This is a genomic window from Cupriavidus lacunae (assembly GCF_003353055.1).
GTDB lineage: Bacteria > Pseudomonadota > Gammaproteobacteria > Burkholderiales > Burkholderiaceae > Cupriavidus > Cupriavidus lacunae.
On sequence record NZ_QKWJ01000013.1, the window covers coordinates 60,365 to 78,388 of the forward strand.

The window sequence follows — 18,024 nt, forward strand, 5'->3', positions numbered from 1 at the left end:
AGATGAAAAAACTCGCCGCACTGTTCGCCATGTTCGCCGCCGTGGGCGGCCTGCTGATGTCCGCCCCGTCCCAGGCGGCGCCCGCCGAGGGCAAGGAATACCAGGTGCTGAAGGCGCCCCAGCCGGTCGCCGCGGGCAAGATCGAGGTGACCGAATTCTTCTGGTACGGCTGCCCGCACTGCTTCGATTTCGAGCCGGAGCTGGAAGCCTGGGTCAAGAAGGAGGGTACTAACATCGTGTTCAAGCGCGTGCCGGTCGCGTTCCGTGAAGACCTGCTGCCGCACACCAAGATCTTCTATGCGCTGGAAGCCATCGGCAAGCTCGACGCCATGCACACCAAGGTCTTCAACGCCATCCACGTGGACCGCAAGCGCATGACGGACCCCAACGAGATCGCCGACTTCATGGCCAAGAACGGCGTGGACCGCAAGGCCTTCCTGGATGCCTACAACTCGTTCACGGTGACCACCAACTCGCAGCGTGCCAACAAGATCGCCGACGCCTACAAGATCGACGGCGTGCCGACCGTGGTGGTGCAGGGCAAGTACGTGACCTCGCCGTCGGTTGCCGGCAACAAGCAGGGCGCGATCCAGACCATGGATTACCTGGTTGAGCAGGTGAAGGCCAAGAAGATGTAATGGATGCCGGCGGCTTTGCACGGCCGCCGGTTTTCTCCCCTCTCCCGCTTGCGGGAGAGGGGCAGGGGGAGAGGGCAGGCGCAGGCATACCACCGGGCTGTACTTCGTGGACATTCCGGCCCTCTCCCCAACCCTCTCCCGCACGCGGGAGAGGGAGCCTTCCAGTGGTATTGTCAGGGTATCTGAACACTCTCCCCTCACCCCGACGATGCGTCCCCTCAAAGTCTTCCTCACCGGCGCCTCCAGCGGACTGGGCCAGGCCCTCGCGCGCGAGTACGCGGCGCAGGGCGCCATCCTCGGGCTGGTGGCGCGCCGCGAGGACGCGCTGCGCGAGTTCGTCGCCACGCTGCCCAACCCGGGCGCGGTGCGCGTCTACGGCGCCGATGTGCGCGACGCCGACGCCATGGCGCGCGCCGCGGAGGACTTCCTTGGCCATTTCGGCTGCCCGGACGTGGTGATCGCCAATGCCGGGGTCTCGGTCGGCACCGTTGCCAGCGAGCGCGAGGACCTCGACGCCTTCCGCTAGGTGATGGATACCAACTGGTTCGGCGTGCTGACCACCTTCCAGCCCTTCATGCACGCGATGCAGGCGCGCGAGCCCGGCCACTTCGGGCGCCGCGGCACGCTGGTCGGCCTTGCCAGCGTCGCCGGCGTGCGCGGCCTGCCGGGCGCGGGCGCCTACAGCGCGTCCAAGTCGGCGGTGATCAAGCTGCTGGAAAGCCTGCGGCTGGAGCAGCGGGGGTACGGCATCCGCGTGGTCACGATCGCGCCCGGCTATATCCGCACGCCAATGACCGCCCGCAACCCGTACCGCATGCCGTTCCTGACCGATGCCGACGTGTTCGCGCGCAAAGCCGTGCGCGTGATCGCGGCCGGCCGGCGTTTCCGCGTGATTCCGTGGCCGATGGGCGTGGTGGCGGCGCTGCTGCACGTCATGCCGCGCTGGCTCTACGACGCGCTGGCCGCGGGCGCGCCGCGCAAGCCGCGGCGCGTCGATCCGCCGCAGGGGGACTGAACATGTGGCGCGACGCCATCGGCCAGCAGCACGCCGCCGCCACCGGCGTGGTGCGGATCGCATCGCTGGTGCCGTCGGTGACGGAGTTGCTGTTCGCGCTCGGGCTGGCCCGGCAGATGGTGGCGCGCACCGGCTTCTGCATCCACCCGGAACCGGCCGTGCGCGCGCTGCCCAAGGTGGGCGGCACCAAGGACGTGAACGTGGCGCGGCTGCGCGAACTCGCGCCCACGCACATTGTGGTCAATATCGACGAGAACCGGCGCGAGACCGTGGATGAGATCCGTGCCTTCGTGCCCAATGTGATCGTCACCCATCCGTGCGCGCCGGAAGACAACCTCGGGCTGTACCAGCTGCTGGGCGGCATCTTCGGCTGCCATGCCGAGGCCGAGGCGCTGTGCACCGCGCTGCAGGTGCAGCTGGACGCGATCCGCGTGCGGCCCTGGCCGGTGCGCCGCGTGCTGTATGCGATCTGGCAGGACCCGTGGATGACGGTGTCGCGCGACACCTATATCAGCCGCATGCTGGCGCTGGCCAACTGGCAGACCTGGCCGGACGGCAGCGCTGCGTTGCAGGCCTGCGTCGACGGTGATTGCAGCCGCCCGAACGCGGCCGGCGAGCGCTATCCCACCTTCCGCTGGAGCGATGCGCTGGTGCGCGAGCTCGACCTGGTGCTGCTGTCGACCGAGCCCTACCGCTTCACCGAGGACCACGCCGACGCGCTCGAGCGCCAGCTCGGCAAGCCGGTGCTGCTGGTCGATGGCGAGATGCTGTCCTGGTACGGCAGCCGCGCCATCGACGGCGTGCGCTACCTGGCGGCGCTGGCGGCCGCCAACTAGCCAACCGGATCAGGCCGCGCGGAAGCGGACCACGCCGTCGTCGCCGGTTTCCCGCACTAGCTCGCCGCGGTGCCACAGGCAGTGCAGGTGGGCCAGCGACTCGCCCATGGCGAAGGTCATCTGATGGATGTCGAACTGGCGCTTGAAGATCACGCTGACAATGTCGTGCGCGCTGCAGGCCTTCTCGCGGCAGGCGTCGACCGTTTCGGCTAGGCGGTCGGCATGGTGCTCGCGCAGCTGCATGATGCGGGTATGCAGGTTGCGGAAGGGGCGGCCGTGCGAAGGCAGGATCAGCACGTCCTGCGGCAGCGGCTCATACTTGCCGAGCGAATCCAGGTAGAGCTGCAGCGAATTGCCCTCGGGCTCCATGTCGAACACGCTGACATTGGTCGAGATCCGCGGCAGCACCATGTCGCCGGAGATCAGCACATTGGTGGCTTCGTTATACAGCGCCACGTGCTCGGGCGAATGGCCGAAGCCGGTGATCACGCGCCAGGCCGAGGTGGCCGCATCGGTGCCGATCCGCACCGTGTCGCCCTCCATCATGCGGCGGTACTGCGCCGGCAGGTCCGGCACCAGCGAGGGGTAGTAGGTCTTGCGCGCGCGCAGCTTTTCCTGGCTGTCGGCATCGGTCAGGCCGTGCAGCGCGAAGTGCGCGGCGGCGGCGTCGCCGCCAGCGCTGGAGCCGGCACCGGTGCCGCTGCCCATCACGCGCGCGCTCATGTAGTCGCCCAGGCTCATCCACAGCCGCACGCCGAAGCGCTTGCACAGCCAGTGCGCCAGGCCGACGTGGTCGGGATGGCTGTGCGTGACCAGCACGCGCACCACCGGCAGGCCTTCCAGCTCATTGGCGAAGATGGTTTCCCAATGGCCCTTGATGATGTCGTTGGTGATGCCGCAATCGATGATGGTCCAGCCGTCGCGGCCGTCAAGGCGGTCGCGCAGCAGCCACAGGTTGATATGGTCGAGCGCGAACGGCAGCGGCATGCGCAGCCAATAGACGCCGGGGGCGACTTCCTGCTTGGAGCCGGGCTCGGGCATGGTGTCGCCGAACGGGTATTGGAGCTGGTGTTCGAGTGCGTTCATGAGGAGTCTCGTGGTCGAAGCCTGGCGCCAGGGCGCGGGCTTTCTCGTTCTGCCGCCACGCCGGTCTGCATGAGCAGGGGCGTGAAAGCACCGGTTGCCAGCCGTCCTGGTTGACGCTAACGTAAACGTCAATCATACGGCTCGTTTCCATCTTAAGCGAAAACTTGACTTCACAACGAACGACCGTTCACTTTCTTTGGGCAGGCTATGTCAGCGACGCCAGCGGCGGCTTCCGCCACTTACACCATCACCGACCTCGCGCGTGAATTCGACGTCACGCCGCGGGCCATCCGCTTCTATGAGGACCAGGGCCTGCTGGCGCCGGAACGCGAAGGGCCGGGCGGGCGCAAGCGCGTCTACAACGGCCGCGAGCGGACCCGCCTGAAGCTGACGCTGCGCGGCAAGAGGTTGGGGCTCACTCTCAATGAGATCCGCGAAATTCTTGACCTCTATGAGTCGCCGCGCGACACCGCCCCGCAACTGGAGCGCTTCCTGCACTCGCTGGCCGCGCACCGGAGCGCGCTGGAACGGCAAATGGAGGACCTGCAGGCGCAACTGGCCGAGATCGACCAGCATGAGCGCCAGTGCAAGGCCTTGCTGGCGGCGCAGACCGGCAAGCAGCCAGCGGACTCGGAAGGCGGCGATGCGCCGGCCCGGGCCACCGCCGCCTGAAGCGCCACTTCCGCTGGCATCCGTGCCGCTCGGGATTGACGTTTACGTAAACGTAAATAGAATAGCCGGACATCGCGCCAGGCTTGTGCGCTGCCCGGCAATCCAAGCTCTTCATCCGGAACCCTGCCATGACCCCATCCAACGCCAGTGCCGTACCCGCAGAACCGGAATCATTGTCCGCCGCGCGCGCCGACGCCATCGCCACCAGTTTTTCGCGCCAGGGGCTGATGACCACCTTTGGCGCCACCCTGCAGCGGGGGGACCGCGGTGAGGTTGAACTGGCGATGCCGTGGTCCGAGGGCGTGACCCAGCAGCACGGCTTCTTCCACGGCGGCGTGGTGGGCGCGCTGGCCGACAGCGCCTGCGGCTATGCCGCGCTGACGCTGGTGGGCGAGGATGAGGCGGGTCTGACCGCCGAGTACAAGATCAACCTGCTGTCCCCCGCCCAGGGCGAACGCCTGGTGGCGGTGGGGCGGGTCCTCAAGCCCGGGCGCACGCTGATCGTGGCGCAGGGCGATGTCTATGTCGAGCAGGACGGCCGCCGCAAGCAGGTGGCCACGATGCTGATGACGCTGTGCGTGGTCAAGACTCTGGGCCACGTCTGAACCGATTGATCCGGCAACCATCCGGAAAACCCGACACACACACCGATTCCTACAGGAGACCATCATGACCGAACTGCCAGGCCTGAGATTCGATCTGGGCGAAGACATTGAGATGCTGCGCAGCGCCGTGCGCGACTGGGCCCAGGCCGAACTGGCCCCGCGCGCCGCCGAGATCGACCGCACCGACCAGTTCCCGATGGACGCCTGGAAGAAGATGGGCGACCTGGGCGTGCTGGGCATCACCGTGGCCGAGGAATACGGCGGCGCCAACATGGGCTACCTCGCGCATATGATCGCGATGGAGGAAATCAGCCGCGCTTCGGCGTCGGTGGGCCTGTCCTATGGCGCCCACTCCAACCTGTGCGTGAACCAGATCCACCGCAACGGCACCGCCGCGCAGAAGGCCAAATACCTGCCCAAGCTGGTCTCGGGAGAATGGATCGGCGCGCTGGCGATGAGCGAGCCCAATGCCGGCTCCGACGTGGTCAGCATGAAGCTGCGCGCTGAATTCAAGGGCGACCGCTACGTGCTCAACGGCACCAAGATGTGGATCACCAACGGCCCGGACTGCGACGTGCTGGTGGTCTACGCCAAGACCGAGCCGGACCTGGGCGCGCGCGGCATGACCGCCTTTATCGTCGAAAAGGGCATGAAGGGCTTCTCGGTGGCGCAGAAGCTGGACAAGCTGGGCATGCGCGGCTCGCACACCGGCGAGCTGGTGTTCCAGGACGTGGAAGTGCCGGTGGAGAACATCCTGGGGGCCGAGAACGGCGGCGCCAGGGTGCTGATGAGCGGGCTGGACTATGAGCGCGCGGTGCTGTCGGGCGGCCCGGTCGGCATCATGCAGGCGTGCATGGATGTGGTCACCCCGTATATCCACGACCGCAAGCAGTTCGGCCAGAGCATCGGCGAATTCCAGCTGATCCAGGGCAAGGTGGCCGACATGTACACCACGCTGCAGGCGGCGCGCAGTTACCTGTACACGGTCGGCAAGAACCTGGACGCGCTCGGCACCGACCACGTGCGCCAGGTGCGCAAGGACTGCGCCGCGGTGATCCTGTACACCGCAGAGAAGGCCACCTGGATGGCGGGCGAGACCGTGCAGATCCTGGGCGGCAACGGCTATATCAACGAATACCCGGCCGGCCGCCTGTGGCGCGACGCCAAGCTGTACGAGATCGGCGCCGGCACCTCGGAGATCCGCCGCATGCTGATCGGCCGCGAGCTGTTCGCGGAAACCATGTAACGGCACCGCGGGGGCGCCGAAATCACCCGGAGCCCCCGCCCGAACCCCATTACAATCTCAGTACCCGTCGCAAGACCACTCGTTGTACTGCTCCCGGCTCCCGTCGACCCATGTCCCACTTCCCCAAACTGCTCTCCTCGCAGATTGCCTTCGATGTGGCGAGAACGATGCTCGACGGGTTCGACAAGCACTACCGCCTGTTCCGCGAGGTCAGCCACCAGGCCAAGCTGAAGTTCGAGGCCGGCGACTGGCACGGGCTGCAGCAGATCCAGCGCGACCGCATTGCGTTCTACAACGAGCGCGTGCGCGAATCCAGCGTGATCCTGGAAGACGAGTACGACGCCAAGAATATCGAGGACGAGATCTGGCAGCAGATCAAGCTGCACTACATCGGCCTCCTGACCAACCACCACCAGCCCGAGCTGGCCGAGACCTTCTTCAACTCGGTCTGCACGCGCATCCTGCACCGTTCGTACTTCAACAACGATTTCATCTTCGTGCGCCCGGCGATCTCGACCGAATACATCGAGAACGAGGAATCGCCCACGCGCCCGACCTTCCGCGCCTACTACCCGGGCAGCCGCGAGGGCATGGCCGCGTGCTTCGAGCGCGTCGTGCACAACTTCCAGCTGGAGCGCCCGTTCGAAGACCTGCAGCGCGATATCGGCTACGTGGTGCGCGCGGTCAGCGAGCATTTCGGCGACCTGCGCATCGCGCCGAATTTCCAGGTCCATACGCTGTCGTCGCTGTTCTTCCGCAACAAGTCGGCCTATATCATCGGCCGCATCCTGAACGGCGACCGCACCTTCCCGCTGGCGATCCCGATCCTGCATGGCCCCGGTGGCAAGCTGACGCTGGACACGGTGCTGCTGGAGAAGGAACAGCTGCTGATCCTGTTCTCGTTCACGCACTCCTACTTCATGGTCGACATGGAGATCCCGTCGGCCTACGTCACCTTCCTGCGCGACATCATGCCGCGCAAGCCGCGCGCGGAGATCTATACCTCGCTGGGTTTGCAGAAGCAGGGCAAGAACCTGTTCTACCGCGATTTCCTGCACCACCTGCAGCATTCGTCGGACAAGTTCATTGTCGCGCCCGGCATCCGCGGGCTGGTGATGCTGGTGTTCACGCTGCCGTCGTACCCGTACGTGTTCAAGGTCATCCGAGATTTTTTCCCGGCGCCCAAGGAAACCACCCGCGAGCTGGTCAAGTCCAAGTACCAGCTGGTCAAGCAGCACGACCGCGTGGGTCGCATGGCCGATACGCTGGAATATTCCGACGTGGCCTTCCCGCTGTCGCGCTTCGACGATGCGCTGGTGCGCGAGTTCGAGCAGCACGCGCCGTCGATGATCGAATACCAGCGCGGCAAGCAAGGCGGCGAAGAGATCGTGGTGCGCCATGTCTATATCGAGCGCCGCATGACGCCGCTGAACATCTACCTGACGGAGGGCTCCGACGCGCAGGTCGAGCATGGCGTGATGGAATACGGCAACACCGTCAAGGAACTGATTGCCGCGAACATCTTCCCGGGCGACATGCTGTACAAGAACTTCGGCGTCACGCGCCACGGGCGCGTGGTGTTCTACGACTACGACGAGATCGAATACCTGACCGACTGCAACATCCGCCACGTGCCGCAGCCTCGCAACGAGGAAGAGGAGATGTCGGGCGAGGTCTGGTACACGGTGCGTCCGCACGACATCTTTCCCGAAACCTACCGCACCTTCCTGCTGGGCGATCCGCGCGTGCGCGCGGCGTTCCTGCGCCACCATGCGGATTTTTTCGACCCTGCCATGTGGCAGAGTCACAAGGACCGGCTACTGGCCGGACACGTCCATGACTTCTTTGCCTATCACAGTTCACAGCGATTCATTCACCGCTACGGCGAACACGGCGCCGAGCCCACTGCTGTTTCCAAGCCTGGTCCTGAAAGGAGGGTCGCATGACTGACGCCATCGCCCAGCTGTTCCGCAACAACCGCGAGTGGGTCGACCGCGTCAATGCCGAAGACCCGACCTTCTTCATGCGCCTGGCCAACCAGCAGGCGCCCGAGTACCTGTGGATCGGCTGCTCCGATTCGCGCGTGCCGGCCAACCAGATCCTGGGCCTGGCCCCCGGCGAGGTGTTCGTCCATCGCAATATCGCCAACGTGATCGCGCACAGCGACCTGAACGCGCTGTCGGTGATCCAGTTCGCGGTGGAGGTGCTCAAGGTGCGCCATATCACCGTGGTGGGCCACTACGGCTGCGGCGGCGTCAAGGTCGCGCTCAAGCGCGAGCGCATCGGCCTGGCCGACAACTGGCTGCGCCATGTGCGCGACGTGGCCGACAAGCATGAGGCTTATCTGGGCACGCTGCTGCGCGAGGACGACGCCCATACCCGGCTGTGCGAGCTCAACGTGATCGAGCAAGTTAACAACGTCTGCCAGACCACCGTGATCCAGGACGCCTGGGACCGCGGCCAGGCCGTGACCGTGCATGGCTGGGTCTACGGCGTGTCCGACGGCCTGCTGCGCGACCTGGGCATGGCCGCCAGCAACAACAACGAGCTGCATGAACAGCTGGCCGCGGCCTACCGCCAGTACGGCGACCCGCCGCAAGCGTCGATCCGCTGACCGGCGCAGCACCGAACACCGCTTCCTCATACACCGATCCAGGAGACCCGACATGGAAGAGATCGTCATCGTTTCAGCCGCCCGCACGCCAATGGCTGCGTTCCAGGGCGAATTCGCCAGCGTCACCGCGCCGCAGCTCGGCGCCGTGGCCATCCGCGCCGCCGTCGAGCGCGCCGGCCTGAAGCCCGAGCAGGTGGAAGAAGTCGTGTTCGGCTGCGTGCTGCCCGCCGGCCAGGGCCAGGCCCCGGCGCGCCAGGCCGCGCTGGGCGCGGGCCTGCCGCTGGGCGTGGGCTGCACCACCGTCAATAAGATGTGCGGCTCGGGCATGCGCGCGGCCATGACCGTCTACGACGGCCTGATCGCGGGCTCGTTCGATATCGCGATCGCCGGCGGCATGGAGAGCATGACCAACGCGCCGTACCTGATCCCGAAGGGCCGCGGCGGCTACCGCATCGGCCACGGCATGATCTACGACCACATGATGCTGGACGGCCTGGAAGACGCCTATGACAAGGGCCGCGCCATGGGCACCTTCGGCGAGGACTGCGCCGCCAAGTACGGCTTCACGCGCGAGCAGCAGGACGAATTCGCGATGGACAGCGTGCGCCGCGCCCAGCAGGCTACGGAGAACGGCGACTTCCGCTGGGAAATCGCGCCGGTGACCGTGTCCGGCAGGGGGGGCGACACCGTGATCGACACCGATGAAGGCCCGCGCCGCATCAAGCTCGACAAGATCCCGTCGCTCAAGCCCGCGTTTGCAAAGGACGGCACCATCACCGCCGCCTCGTCGTCGTCGATCAACGACGGCGCCTCCGCGCTGGTGATGATGCGCGCCTCCACCGCGAAGCAACTGGGCCTGCAGCCGATCGCGCGCATGCTGGGCCACACCACCCACGCGCAGGCGCCGGGCTGGTTTACCACCGCGCCGGTCGAGGCCATCGCCAAGCTGTATCGCAAGCTGGACTGGACCACCGACAGCGTCGACCTGTTCGAGATCAACGAGGCCTTCGCCGTGGTGCCGATGGCGGCCATGCACGACCTCAAGATCCCGCGCGACAAGGTCAATATCCACGGCGGCGCCTGCGCGCTGGGCCACCCGATCGGCGCCTCGGGCGCGCGCATCATGACCACGCTGATCGGCGCGCTGCGCAAGACCGGCGGCAAGCGTGGCGTGGCCAGCCTGTGCATTGGCGGTGGTGAAGCCACGGCGGTGGGGATCGAGATCCTCTGACCTATCTCGTCCTACTTGTTTTCTCCCCTCTCCCGCCTGCGGGAGAGGGGCCGGGGGAGAGGGCAGGCACCGGCATACCGAACGCCTTACCTCGAGCCAGCGCCCGCCCTCTCCCCAACCCTCTCCCGCAAGCGGGAGAGGGAGCAAGACAGAGGCACTTTGCTTAACCCGCGGAGCACCACGTTCCGCCCGACAAAGGAGCACAGCCTTGCCAACCGTCCTGATCCTCGGTGCCTCGCGCGGCATCGGCCTTGAATTCGTGCGCCAGTACCGTGCCGACGGCTGGCGCGTCATCGCGGCGGCGCGCACGCCCGAAGGCGTCGGCGCGCTGCAGGCGCTGGGCGCCGAAACCCACCAGGCCGACCTGTCCGATGCCGGCGCGGTCGCTGGCCTGGGCTGGAAGCTCGATGGCGAGGCGCTCGACGTGGCGATCTACAACGCCGGCGTGCTGGGCCCCCGCACCGAAGGCGCACAGCCGGTCACGCCGCAGGAGTTCGACCAGGTCATGCATGTCAACGTGCTGGGCCCGATGATGGCGCTGCCGCTGCTGCTGCCCTATGTCGAAGCCGGCCAGTCCGGCCACGGCGGCGTGCTGGCGGTGCTGTCTTCGCGCATGGGCAGCATCACCGCGATGGAGCACAACGCCAGCTGGCTGTACCGCGTCAGCAAGGCCGGCGCCAACGCCGCGCTGCGCGCGGTCTCGCTCGATGCGCGTCACGCCACCTGCGTTGCGCTGCACCCGGGCTGGGTCAAGACCGACATGGGCGGACAGGAGGCCGACCTGACCGTGCAGCAGAGCGTCAAGGGCATGCGCCAGGTGCTGGCCAGCGTCAAGCGGCGCGACAACGGCACCTTCCACAATTACGACGGCACGCCCATCCCCTGGTAAGCGCGCCCGCACACCTCATCACCGAACCGACATGCTGCTGACCCCCGAACAGGAAATGATCCGCGACGCCGTGCGCCAGTTCGCGCAGGAAGTGATCGCGCCGCAGGCCGCGCAGTGGGACCGCGACAAGACCTTCCCCAAGGACGTGCACCGCGAACTGGCCGCGCTGGGCGCCTATGGCGTCGCGGTGCCGGAGGAATACGGCGGCGCCGGCCTCGACTACCTGTCGCTGGCGCTGATCCTGGAAGAGATCGCGGCTGGCGACGGCGGCACCTCCACCGTCATCAGCGTCAATAACTGCCCGGTATGCAGCATGCTGATGTCGTTCGCCAGCGAAGCGCAGAAGCAGCAGTGGCTGGTGCCGCTGGCGCGCGGCGAGATGCTGGGCGCATTCTGCCTGACCGAGCCGCACGTCGGTTCGGACGCGTCGGCGCTGCGCACCAGCGCGGTCCGCGACGGCGACCACTACGTGCTCAACGGCGTCAAGCAGTTCATCACCAGCGGCCAGAACGCCGACGTGGCGATCGTGCTGGCCGTGACCGACAAGGCCGCCGGCAAGCGCGGCATCAGCGCCTTCATCGTGCCGACCTCCACCCCGGGCTATGTGGTGGCGCGGCTGGAAGACAAGCTTGGCCAGCATTCGTCGGACACCGCGCAGATCCTGTTCGAGGACTGCCGCGTGCCGGCGGCCAACCTGCTGGGCGAGGAGGGCGGCGGCTACAAGATGGCACTGTCGGGCCTGGAAGGCGGGCGCATCGGCATCGCCTCGCAGAGCATCGGCATGGCGCGCGCCGCGTTCGAGGCGGCGCTGGCCTATGCCAAGGAACGCGAGAGTTTCGGCCAGCCGCTGTTCCAGCACCAGGCGGTGCAGTTCCGCCTGGCCGAGATGGCCACCCGCATCGACGTGGCGCGCCAGATGGTCTGGCACGCCGCCGCGCTGCGCGACGCCGGCCGCCCGTGCCTGAAGGAAGCGGCGATGGCCAAGCTCTTTGCCAGCGAGATGGCCGAGCGCGTGTGCTCGGATGCGATCCAGGTGTTCGGCGGCTACGGCTACGTCAGCGACTTCCCGGTGGAGCGCATCTACCGCGACGTGCGCGTTTGCCAGATCTACGAGGGCACCAGCGATATCCAGAAGATCCTGATCGCGCGCGCGCTGGCCTAGGCCAGGCCACTGGCATACAGCGAGCATTCACGCGTACGATGAGGGGGCGTGCCGCGTAAGCGTCACCCCTTCCCGAACCCGGACCTGCAACCACAAGAATAGGGCCCCGACATGACCGCAGCGATCGACTTCTACTTTGATTTCTCTTCGCCGTACGGCTACTTTGCCAGTACCCGCATCGACGACCTGGCGCAGAAGTACGGGCGCATCGTCGCCTGGCATCCCATCCTGCTGGGCGTGGTGTTCAAGACCACCGGCGCCTCGCCGCTGCCGCAGCTGCCGCTCAAGGGTGACTACTCGTGGCGCGACTTCGAGCGCACCGCGCGCTTCCACGGCATCGAATACAAGCGCCCCACGCACTTCCCGCTGCCCACCACGCACGCCGCGCGCGCCATGCTGTGGCTGCAGAACCACCATGGCGACGACATCGCCGCGGCCTTTGCCAGGTCGGTGTACCGCGCGCTGTTTGTCGACGACATCAATATCGCCGAGCCGGCCGAGATCATGAAGCTGGCCGAGCCGCTGGGCGTGGACGTGCAGGCGCTGGATGCCGGCGCCACCAGCTACCAGATCAAGGACCAGCTCAAGGCCGAGATCGACGTGGCGATGGCCAAGGGCGTATTCGGCTCGCCTTTTGTCATCGTCGACGGCGAGCCGTTCTGGGGCTTCGACCGTTTCGACCAGATCGAGGCCCACCTGAAGAGCCGTCGCCAGACCGAACTCCGGGCTGTGCCGAACCTGGTCACCAAGGAAAAGAAACCCGCATGACTGCAGTAACCCGTGGCCATTCCGGCCGATTCGATTGCGTGATCTTCGACTGCGACGGCGTGCTCGTCGACAGCGAGCCCATCGTCAACCGCGTGCTCAACCAGATGCTGAACGAGCTCGGCATCGAGATCTCGCTGGAAGACTCGACGCGCCTGTTCCTCGGCCGCGCCGTGCGCGAGGAGCTGGACATGATCGCGCGCATGCGCGGCGCGCCGCTGCCCGATAACTGGCTGTCGACCTGGCTGGCACGCCGCAACGCGGTGCTGGAAGAGGAAGTCGCGGCGGTGACGCATGTGCGCGAGGCAATCCGCGCGGTGGCCGCCACCGGCATGCCGGTGTGCGTGGCTTCCGGCGCGGACCGCGTCAAGGTCAAGCTGCAGCTGACCAAGACCGGGCTGGTGGAACTGTTCCAGCAGGATGAGCGCGAGCATATCTTCTCGGCCACCGAAGTGGCGCGCAGCAAGCCCGCGCCGGACGTGTACCTGCTGGCCGCGCGCACCATGGGCGTTGAGCCCGCACGCTGCGCCGTGGTGGAAGACAGCCCGACCGGCGTGACCGCCGGCGTGGCCGCCGGCATGACGGTGTTCGGCTACGCCGAGCGCAACGATGCCGCGCTGCTGCGCGAGGCCGGTGCGCGCATCATCTTCACCGATATGCGCGACCTGCCGGAGCTGGTGGGATGACGGCGAAGGCGGCACGCCGCCTGCCCAAGGCCGGTCCCGTGCCGTGCCCGTGCGGCAATGCGGACTATGCCGCCTGCTGCGGCCGCTTTCATCGCGGCGAGGCGCTGCCGCCCAATGCCGAGGCGCTGATGCGCTCGCGCTACAGCGCCTATGTGCTGAACGACATGGACTGGCTGCGGCAGACCTGGCATGCCTCCACCTGCCCGGCCGACCTGTTGCCCGATACGGCCACGCGCTGGCTGGGGCTGACGGTCAAGGCGCATGCGCAGCAGGACGGCACGCATGCCGAAGTGGAATTCGTGGCGCGCTACAAGGTAGGCGGGCGCGCCTGGCGGCTGCATGAGCGCAGCCGCTTTGTCTGCGAAGCGCGCGTGCCCGGCGAGGCGCCGCGCTGGCTTTATGTGGATGGTGACATGATCGGGGAGGCACCATGAGCGTCGAGAAGCGGAAAGAGCCTGAGTACCTGCTGTATTGCTTTGCCCAGTCCGGCAATGCCTACAAGGTGGCGCTGTTGCTGGAAACCGTCGGCGTGCAGCGCGGCCAGCAGCTGTGGCAGCCGCGCTTTGTCGATTTCTTCAACGGCGAAACCCGCACGCCCGAGTACCGCGCCATCAATGTGATGGGCGAGGTGCCAGTGCTGGAATTCGCCGGCCAGCGCCTGACGCAGTCCGGCGCCATCCTGGAAACGCTGGCCACGCGCCTCGATATCTACGGCCCGCGTGACGAGGCCGAGCGTGCCGAGGCGTTGCGCTGGCTGCTGTTCGACAACCACAAGTTCACCTCGTACACCGCCACCTATCGCTTCATGCGCAACTTCGCCAAGGCGCCGGACCCGGCCGTGCTGGAGTTCTTCCGCGCGCGCTGCGAAGGCGCGTGGAACGTACTCAACGCGCACCTGGCCGGGCGCGCGTTCCTGCTGGGCGAGCGCACCACCATCGCGGACTTCTCGCTGGCGGGCTACGTCTTCTTCGATGACGAGATTGGTGTGCACTGGCGCAAGGAGTATCCGCATATCCACGCCTGGACCGAGCGTATGCGTGCATTGCCGGGATGGAAGCATCCCTACGACCTGATGCCCGGGCATCCGTTGCCGAAGGCAGCAGGCTGAGTCCCGCCGCAGGCAGGACGGCATAAAGCGGCACAAACCAAATCTAGCAGGAAGACCGAGATGCCTACGCTGGAAACCAAACTCAACGCCCGCTCGGAATCCTTCAAGGCCAACGCCGAGGCGATGCAGGCCCTGGTGGCCGACCTCAAGGCCAGGATCGCTAAGCTGGCCGAAGGCGGCGGCGAAGACGCGCGTAACAAGCACCTGTCGCGCGGCAAGCTGCTGCCGCGCGAGCGCGTGCAGCAACTGCTCGATCCGGGCACGCCGTTCCTGGAGCTGTCGCAGCTGGCCGCGTACGACATGTACGACAATGCCGCGCCCGGCGCGGGCATCATCACCGGCATCGGCCGTGTGGCCGGGCAGGAATGCGTGATCGTCTGCAACGACGCCACCGTCAAGGGCGGCACCTACTACCCGATGACGGTCAAGAAGCATGTGCGCGCGCAGGAGATCGCCGAGGAGAACAACCTGCCGTGCATCTACCTGGTGGATTCCGGCGGCGCCAACCTGCCCAACCAGGACGACGTATTCCCCGACCGCGACCACTTCGGCCGCATCTTCTACAACCAGGCCAACCTGTCCAAGCAGGGCATCCCGCAGATCGCGGTGGTGATGGGCTCTTGCACCGCGGGCGGCGCCTATGTGCCGGCGATGAGCGATGAGTCCATCATCGTCAAGAACCAGGGCACCATCTTCCTGGGCGGCCCGCCGCTGGTGAAGGCAGCCACCGGCGAGGAAGTCAGCGCCGAGGACCTGGGCGGCGCCGACGTGCATACGCGCTTGTCGGGCGTGGCCGACTACTTCGCGCAGAACGACCACCATGCGCTGAGCCTGGCGCGCAATATCGTGCAGCACCTGAACCGCCGCAAGCCGGACCAGATCCGCCTGCACGAGCCGGTGGAGCCGCTGTACCCGGTGCAGGAGCTGTACGGCGTGATCCCCACCGACACGCGCAAGCCCTACGACGTGCGCGAGGTGATCGCGCGCCTGGTCGACGGCTCCGAGTTCGACGAGTTCAAGGCGCGTTACGGCACCACGCTGGTCTGCGGTTTCGCGCGCATCTGGGGCTACCCGGTCGGCATCGTCGCCAACAACGGCATTCTGTTCTCTGAATCGGCACTGAAGGGAGCGCACTTCATCGAGCTGTGCTGCCAGCGCAAGATCCCGCTGGTGTTCCTGCAGAACATCACCGGCTTCATGGTGGGCCGCAAGTACGAGAACGAAGGCATTGCCCGCAACGGCGCCAAGATGGTGACCGCGGTGGCCACCGCGCAGGTGCCCAAGTTCACGGTGATCATCGGCGGCTCGTTCGGCGCGGGCAACTACGGCATGTGCGGGCGCGCGTATTCGCCGCGCTTCCTGTGGATGTGGCCGAACGCGCGCATCTCGGTGATGGGCGGCGAGCAGGCGGCCAGTGTGCTGGCCACGGTGCGCCGCGATGGCATCGAGGGCAAGGGCGGCAAGTGGAGCGCAGAAGAGGAAGACGCCTTCAAGCAGCCGATCCGCGACCAGTATGAGCACCAGGGCCACCCGTACTACGCCAGCGCGCGCTTGTGGGACGACGGCGTGATTGACCCGGCGCAGACCCGCACGGTGCTGGGGCTAAGTCTTTCGGCCAGCCTCAATGCGCCGATCGACGACATGAAGTTCGGCGTGTTCCGCATGTAATTGCGGCCACGCCATTACTGCCTTCCACCCCATGCGCAGCGCCGCCCGCCTGCTTCGCAGCCTCGCCCTGGTCACGGCGCTCACCATGCTGGCGCCGCTGTGCGGGCATGCGCAGACGGCGAACGGCAATGGCCACGCGGCGCCGCGCATGCGCTTCCAGGAGCAGGTGGTGATGCTGCCCAAGGCGGCGATCCCGTCGCGCATCGACCTGGAGGCCACCGTGTTCAAGCCGGCCGGCGAAGGGCCGTTTCCGCTGGTGGTGATCAACCACGGCAAGGCCCCGGGCCGGCCCGGGGTGCAGGGGCGCGCGCGCTTTCCGGCGCAGAGCGTGGAATTCCTGCGCCGCGGCTACGTCGTGGTGCTGCCGATGCGGCAGGGCTTTGCGCGCTCGGGCGGCGCCTATGTGGGCGGCAGCTGCGACATCGAGAGCAACGGCATGATGCAGGCCGACGACGTCGTCGCCACGCTCGACTTCATGGCCACGCAGCCCTACGTGGACATGGAGCGCATTGTCGTGATCGGCCAGTCGCATGGCGGCCTGACCACGATGGCCTTCAGCACCATCGGCTATCCGGGGGTGCGGGGCGTGGTCAACTTTGCCGGCGGGCTGCGCAACCTGAACTGCCCGGACTGGGAAGAGCGCCTGGTCGATGCCTTTGCCGCCTACGGCAGCCTGGCGCGCTACCCGTCGCTGTGGGTCTACGGCGACAACGACAGTTACTGGCCGGTGCCATTGCCGAGCCGCATGTTCAACGCCTTCAAGGCGCGCGCCACGGGCCCCGCGGCCAGGGCCCGGCTCATCGACGTGGGCGAGTTCGGCGCCGACTCGCACCGGCTGTTCAGCGCGCGCGAAGGCATCCCGGTGTGGTTGCCGGAGGTCGGTAACTTCTTCCGCGCGCTGGGGATGCCGTTCGATACTGGCACCTGAGCGGCACCTGAGCGGGACCTGAACCGCACCACACAACTATCTGCCAACGGAGCGAACCATGGATTTCACTGCCCTGACCGTCAATATCGCCAGCCACGTTGCCACCGTCACGCTGAACCGGCCCGATGTGCGCAACGCCTTCAACGAGACCGTGATCGCCGAGCTGACTGGCGCCTTCCGTGCGCTGGGCGACATGGACGAGGTGCGCGCCATCGTCCTGGCGGGCAACGGCCCGGCCTTCTGCGCCGGCGCCGACCTGAACTGGATGAAGAAGATGGCCGGCTACTCCGACGACCAGAACCGCGCCGACGCGCTGACGCTGGCGCAGATGCTGCACACCATCTGGTCGTGCCCGCGCCCGGTGATCGCGCGCATCCAGGGCGACACCTACGCCGGCGGCGTGGGCCTGGTGGCCGCCTGCGATATCGCGGTGGCGGCCGAGCACGCGCACTTCTGCCTGTCGGAAGCGCGCCTGGGCCTGCTGCCCGCCACCATCAGCCCGTATGTGATCCGCGCGATGGGCGAGCAGGCCGCGCGCCGCTACTTCATTACTGCCGAACGCTTCGACGCGGCCGAGGCGCTGCGGCTGGGCTTTGTGCACACGGTGGTGCCGGCCGAGGCCCTGGACGCCAAGGTCGCCGAACTCGCGACCGCGCTGGTGACCAACAGCCCGAATGCCGTGCGCGAGAGCAAGCGGCTGGTGCAGGACATCGCGGGCCGTGTGATCGACAACGATTTGCTGGCCGATACCGCGGACCGGATTGCGAAGATCCGGGCGTCGGAAGAGGGGCGTGAAGGGGTGAAGTCGTTCCTGGAGAAGCGTACGCCGTCGTGGCGGCCGGCTTGATGTCTCTGGCTCGCCGCTGGTTTTCCCC

At 66.9% G+C, this 18,024-nt stretch carries 18 protein-coding genes and 1 pseudogene; 18 read left to right on the forward strand and 1 reads right to left on the reverse strand.

Features of this window, described 5'->3' with window-relative positions; all coding sequences use genetic code 11:
* Positions 1 to 2 precede the first annotated feature (2 nt).
* From DN412_RS13285 to DN412_RS13295, 3 genes and pseudogenes are all read left to right on the forward strand, one after another.
* Positions 3 to 638 (forward strand): thiol:disulfide interchange protein DsbA/DsbL, encoded by a 636-nt coding sequence (locus DN412_RS13285; RefSeq protein ID WP_115212065.1) that lies wholly within the window; start codon positions 3 to 5, stop codon positions 636 to 638.
* A 208-nt stretch (positions 639 to 846) separates the two neighbouring features.
* A pseudogene (locus DN412_RS13290) lies at positions 847 to 1,653 on the forward strand (SDR family oxidoreductase).
* 2 nt (positions 1,654 to 1,655) lie between these two features.
* Positions 1,656 to 2,489 carry a helical backbone metal receptor gene (locus DN412_RS13295; protein WP_115212066.1) on the forward strand — a complete coding sequence of 278 codons (834 nt, stop codon included), beginning with the start codon at positions 1,656 to 1,658 and terminating at the stop codon, positions 2,487 to 2,489.
* A 9-nt stretch (positions 2,490 to 2,498) separates the two neighbouring features.
* Here the strand turns inward: DN412_RS13295 and DN412_RS13300 are convergent, their stop codons facing one another.
* The gene (locus DN412_RS13300) at positions 2,499 to 3,575 is read right to left on the reverse strand and encodes an MBL fold metallo-hydrolase (protein ID WP_115212067.1); all 1,077 of its coding nucleotides are present in this window, start codon (positions 3,573 to 3,575) and stop codon (positions 2,499 to 2,501) included.
* 207 nt (positions 3,576 to 3,782) lie between these two features.
* Here DN412_RS13300 and DN412_RS13305 point away from each other — a divergent pair, with 207 nt between their 5' ends.
* The 15 genes from DN412_RS13305 (at position 3,783) to DN412_RS13375 (ending at position 17,996) form a co-directional block, all read left to right on the forward strand.
* A complete protein-coding gene (locus DN412_RS13305) occupies positions 3,783 to 4,247 on the forward strand; it encodes a MerR family transcriptional regulator (RefSeq protein ID WP_115212068.1) in 465 nt (154 codons plus the stop codon).
* A 128-nt stretch (positions 4,248 to 4,375) separates the two neighbouring features.
* Entirely contained in the window at positions 4,376 to 4,852 is a 477-nt protein-coding gene (locus tag DN412_RS13310; protein WP_115212069.1) for a PaaI family thioesterase, read from the forward strand.
* A gap of 64 nt (positions 4,853 to 4,916) precedes the next feature.
* Positions 4,917 to 6,098, forward strand: a complete 1,182-nt coding sequence (locus DN412_RS13315; RefSeq protein WP_115212070.1) for an isovaleryl-CoA dehydrogenase — start codon at positions 4,917 to 4,919, stop codon at positions 6,096 to 6,098.
* A 110-nt stretch (positions 6,099 to 6,208) separates the two neighbouring features.
* A complete protein-coding gene (gene aceK / locus DN412_RS13320; RefSeq protein WP_115212071.1) occupies positions 6,209 to 8,044 on the forward strand; it encodes a bifunctional isocitrate dehydrogenase kinase/phosphatase in 1,836 nt (611 codons plus the stop codon).
* Positions 8,041 to 8,712 carry a carbonate dehydratase gene (gene can / locus DN412_RS13325; RefSeq protein ID WP_115212072.1) on the forward strand — a complete coding sequence of 224 codons (672 nt, stop codon included), beginning with the start codon at positions 8,041 to 8,043 and terminating at the stop codon, positions 8,710 to 8,712. The genes aceK and can overlap by 4 nt, the downstream gene beginning before the upstream one ends.
* Positions 8,713 to 8,764: 52 nt before the next feature.
* Positions 8,765 to 9,943 (forward strand): acetyl-CoA C-acetyltransferase, encoded by a 1,179-nt coding sequence (locus tag DN412_RS13330; RefSeq protein ID WP_115212073.1) that lies wholly within the window; start codon positions 8,765 to 8,767, stop codon positions 9,941 to 9,943.
* A 208-nt stretch (positions 9,944 to 10,151) separates the two neighbouring features.
* Positions 10,152 to 10,832, forward strand: a complete 681-nt coding sequence (locus DN412_RS13335) for an SDR family oxidoreductase (protein ID WP_115212074.1) — start codon at positions 10,152 to 10,154, stop codon at positions 10,830 to 10,832.
* 31 nt (positions 10,833 to 10,863) lie between these two features.
* Positions 10,864 to 11,994 carry an acyl-CoA dehydrogenase family protein gene (locus tag DN412_RS13340; protein ID WP_115212075.1) on the forward strand — a complete coding sequence of 377 codons (1,131 nt, stop codon included), beginning with the start codon at positions 10,864 to 10,866 and terminating at the stop codon, positions 11,992 to 11,994.
* 111 nt (positions 11,995 to 12,105) lie between these two features.
* Entirely contained in the window at positions 12,106 to 12,762 is a 657-nt protein-coding gene (locus DN412_RS13345) for a 2-hydroxychromene-2-carboxylate isomerase (protein WP_115212076.1), read from the forward strand.
* Positions 12,759 to 13,445: an HAD family hydrolase gene (locus DN412_RS13350; protein ID WP_115212077.1), complete on the forward strand. Its 687-nt coding sequence runs from the start codon at positions 12,759 to 12,761 to the stop codon at positions 13,443 to 13,445. Before DN412_RS13345 ends, DN412_RS13350 begins: the two co-directional genes overlap by 4 nt.
* Complete coding sequence (locus DN412_RS13355; protein ID WP_078194775.1) at positions 13,442 to 13,879, forward strand: YchJ family protein; 438 nt, start codon at positions 13,442 to 13,444, stop codon at positions 13,877 to 13,879. The genes DN412_RS13350 and DN412_RS13355 overlap by 4 nt, the downstream gene beginning before the upstream one ends.
* Positions 13,876 to 14,553, forward strand: coding sequence for a glutathione S-transferase family protein (locus DN412_RS13360; protein ID WP_115212078.1), 678 nt, complete (start codon positions 13,876 to 13,878; stop codon positions 14,551 to 14,553). Before DN412_RS13355 ends, DN412_RS13360 begins: the two co-directional genes overlap by 4 nt.
* A gap of 60 nt (positions 14,554 to 14,613) precedes the next feature.
* Positions 14,614 to 16,221 (forward strand): carboxyl transferase domain-containing protein, encoded by a 1,608-nt coding sequence (locus tag DN412_RS13365; RefSeq protein ID WP_115212079.1) that lies wholly within the window; start codon positions 14,614 to 14,616, stop codon positions 16,219 to 16,221.
* A 31-nt stretch (positions 16,222 to 16,252) separates the two neighbouring features.
* Positions 16,253 to 17,149, forward strand: a complete 897-nt coding sequence (locus DN412_RS13370; RefSeq protein WP_115212080.1) for a dienelactone hydrolase family protein — start codon at positions 16,253 to 16,255, stop codon at positions 17,147 to 17,149.
* 58 nt (positions 17,150 to 17,207) lie between these two features.
* Positions 17,208 to 17,996, forward strand: coding sequence for an enoyl-CoA hydratase/isomerase family protein (locus DN412_RS13375; protein WP_115212081.1), 789 nt, complete (start codon positions 17,208 to 17,210; stop codon positions 17,994 to 17,996).
* Positions 17,997 to 18,024: the final 28 nt, after the last annotated feature.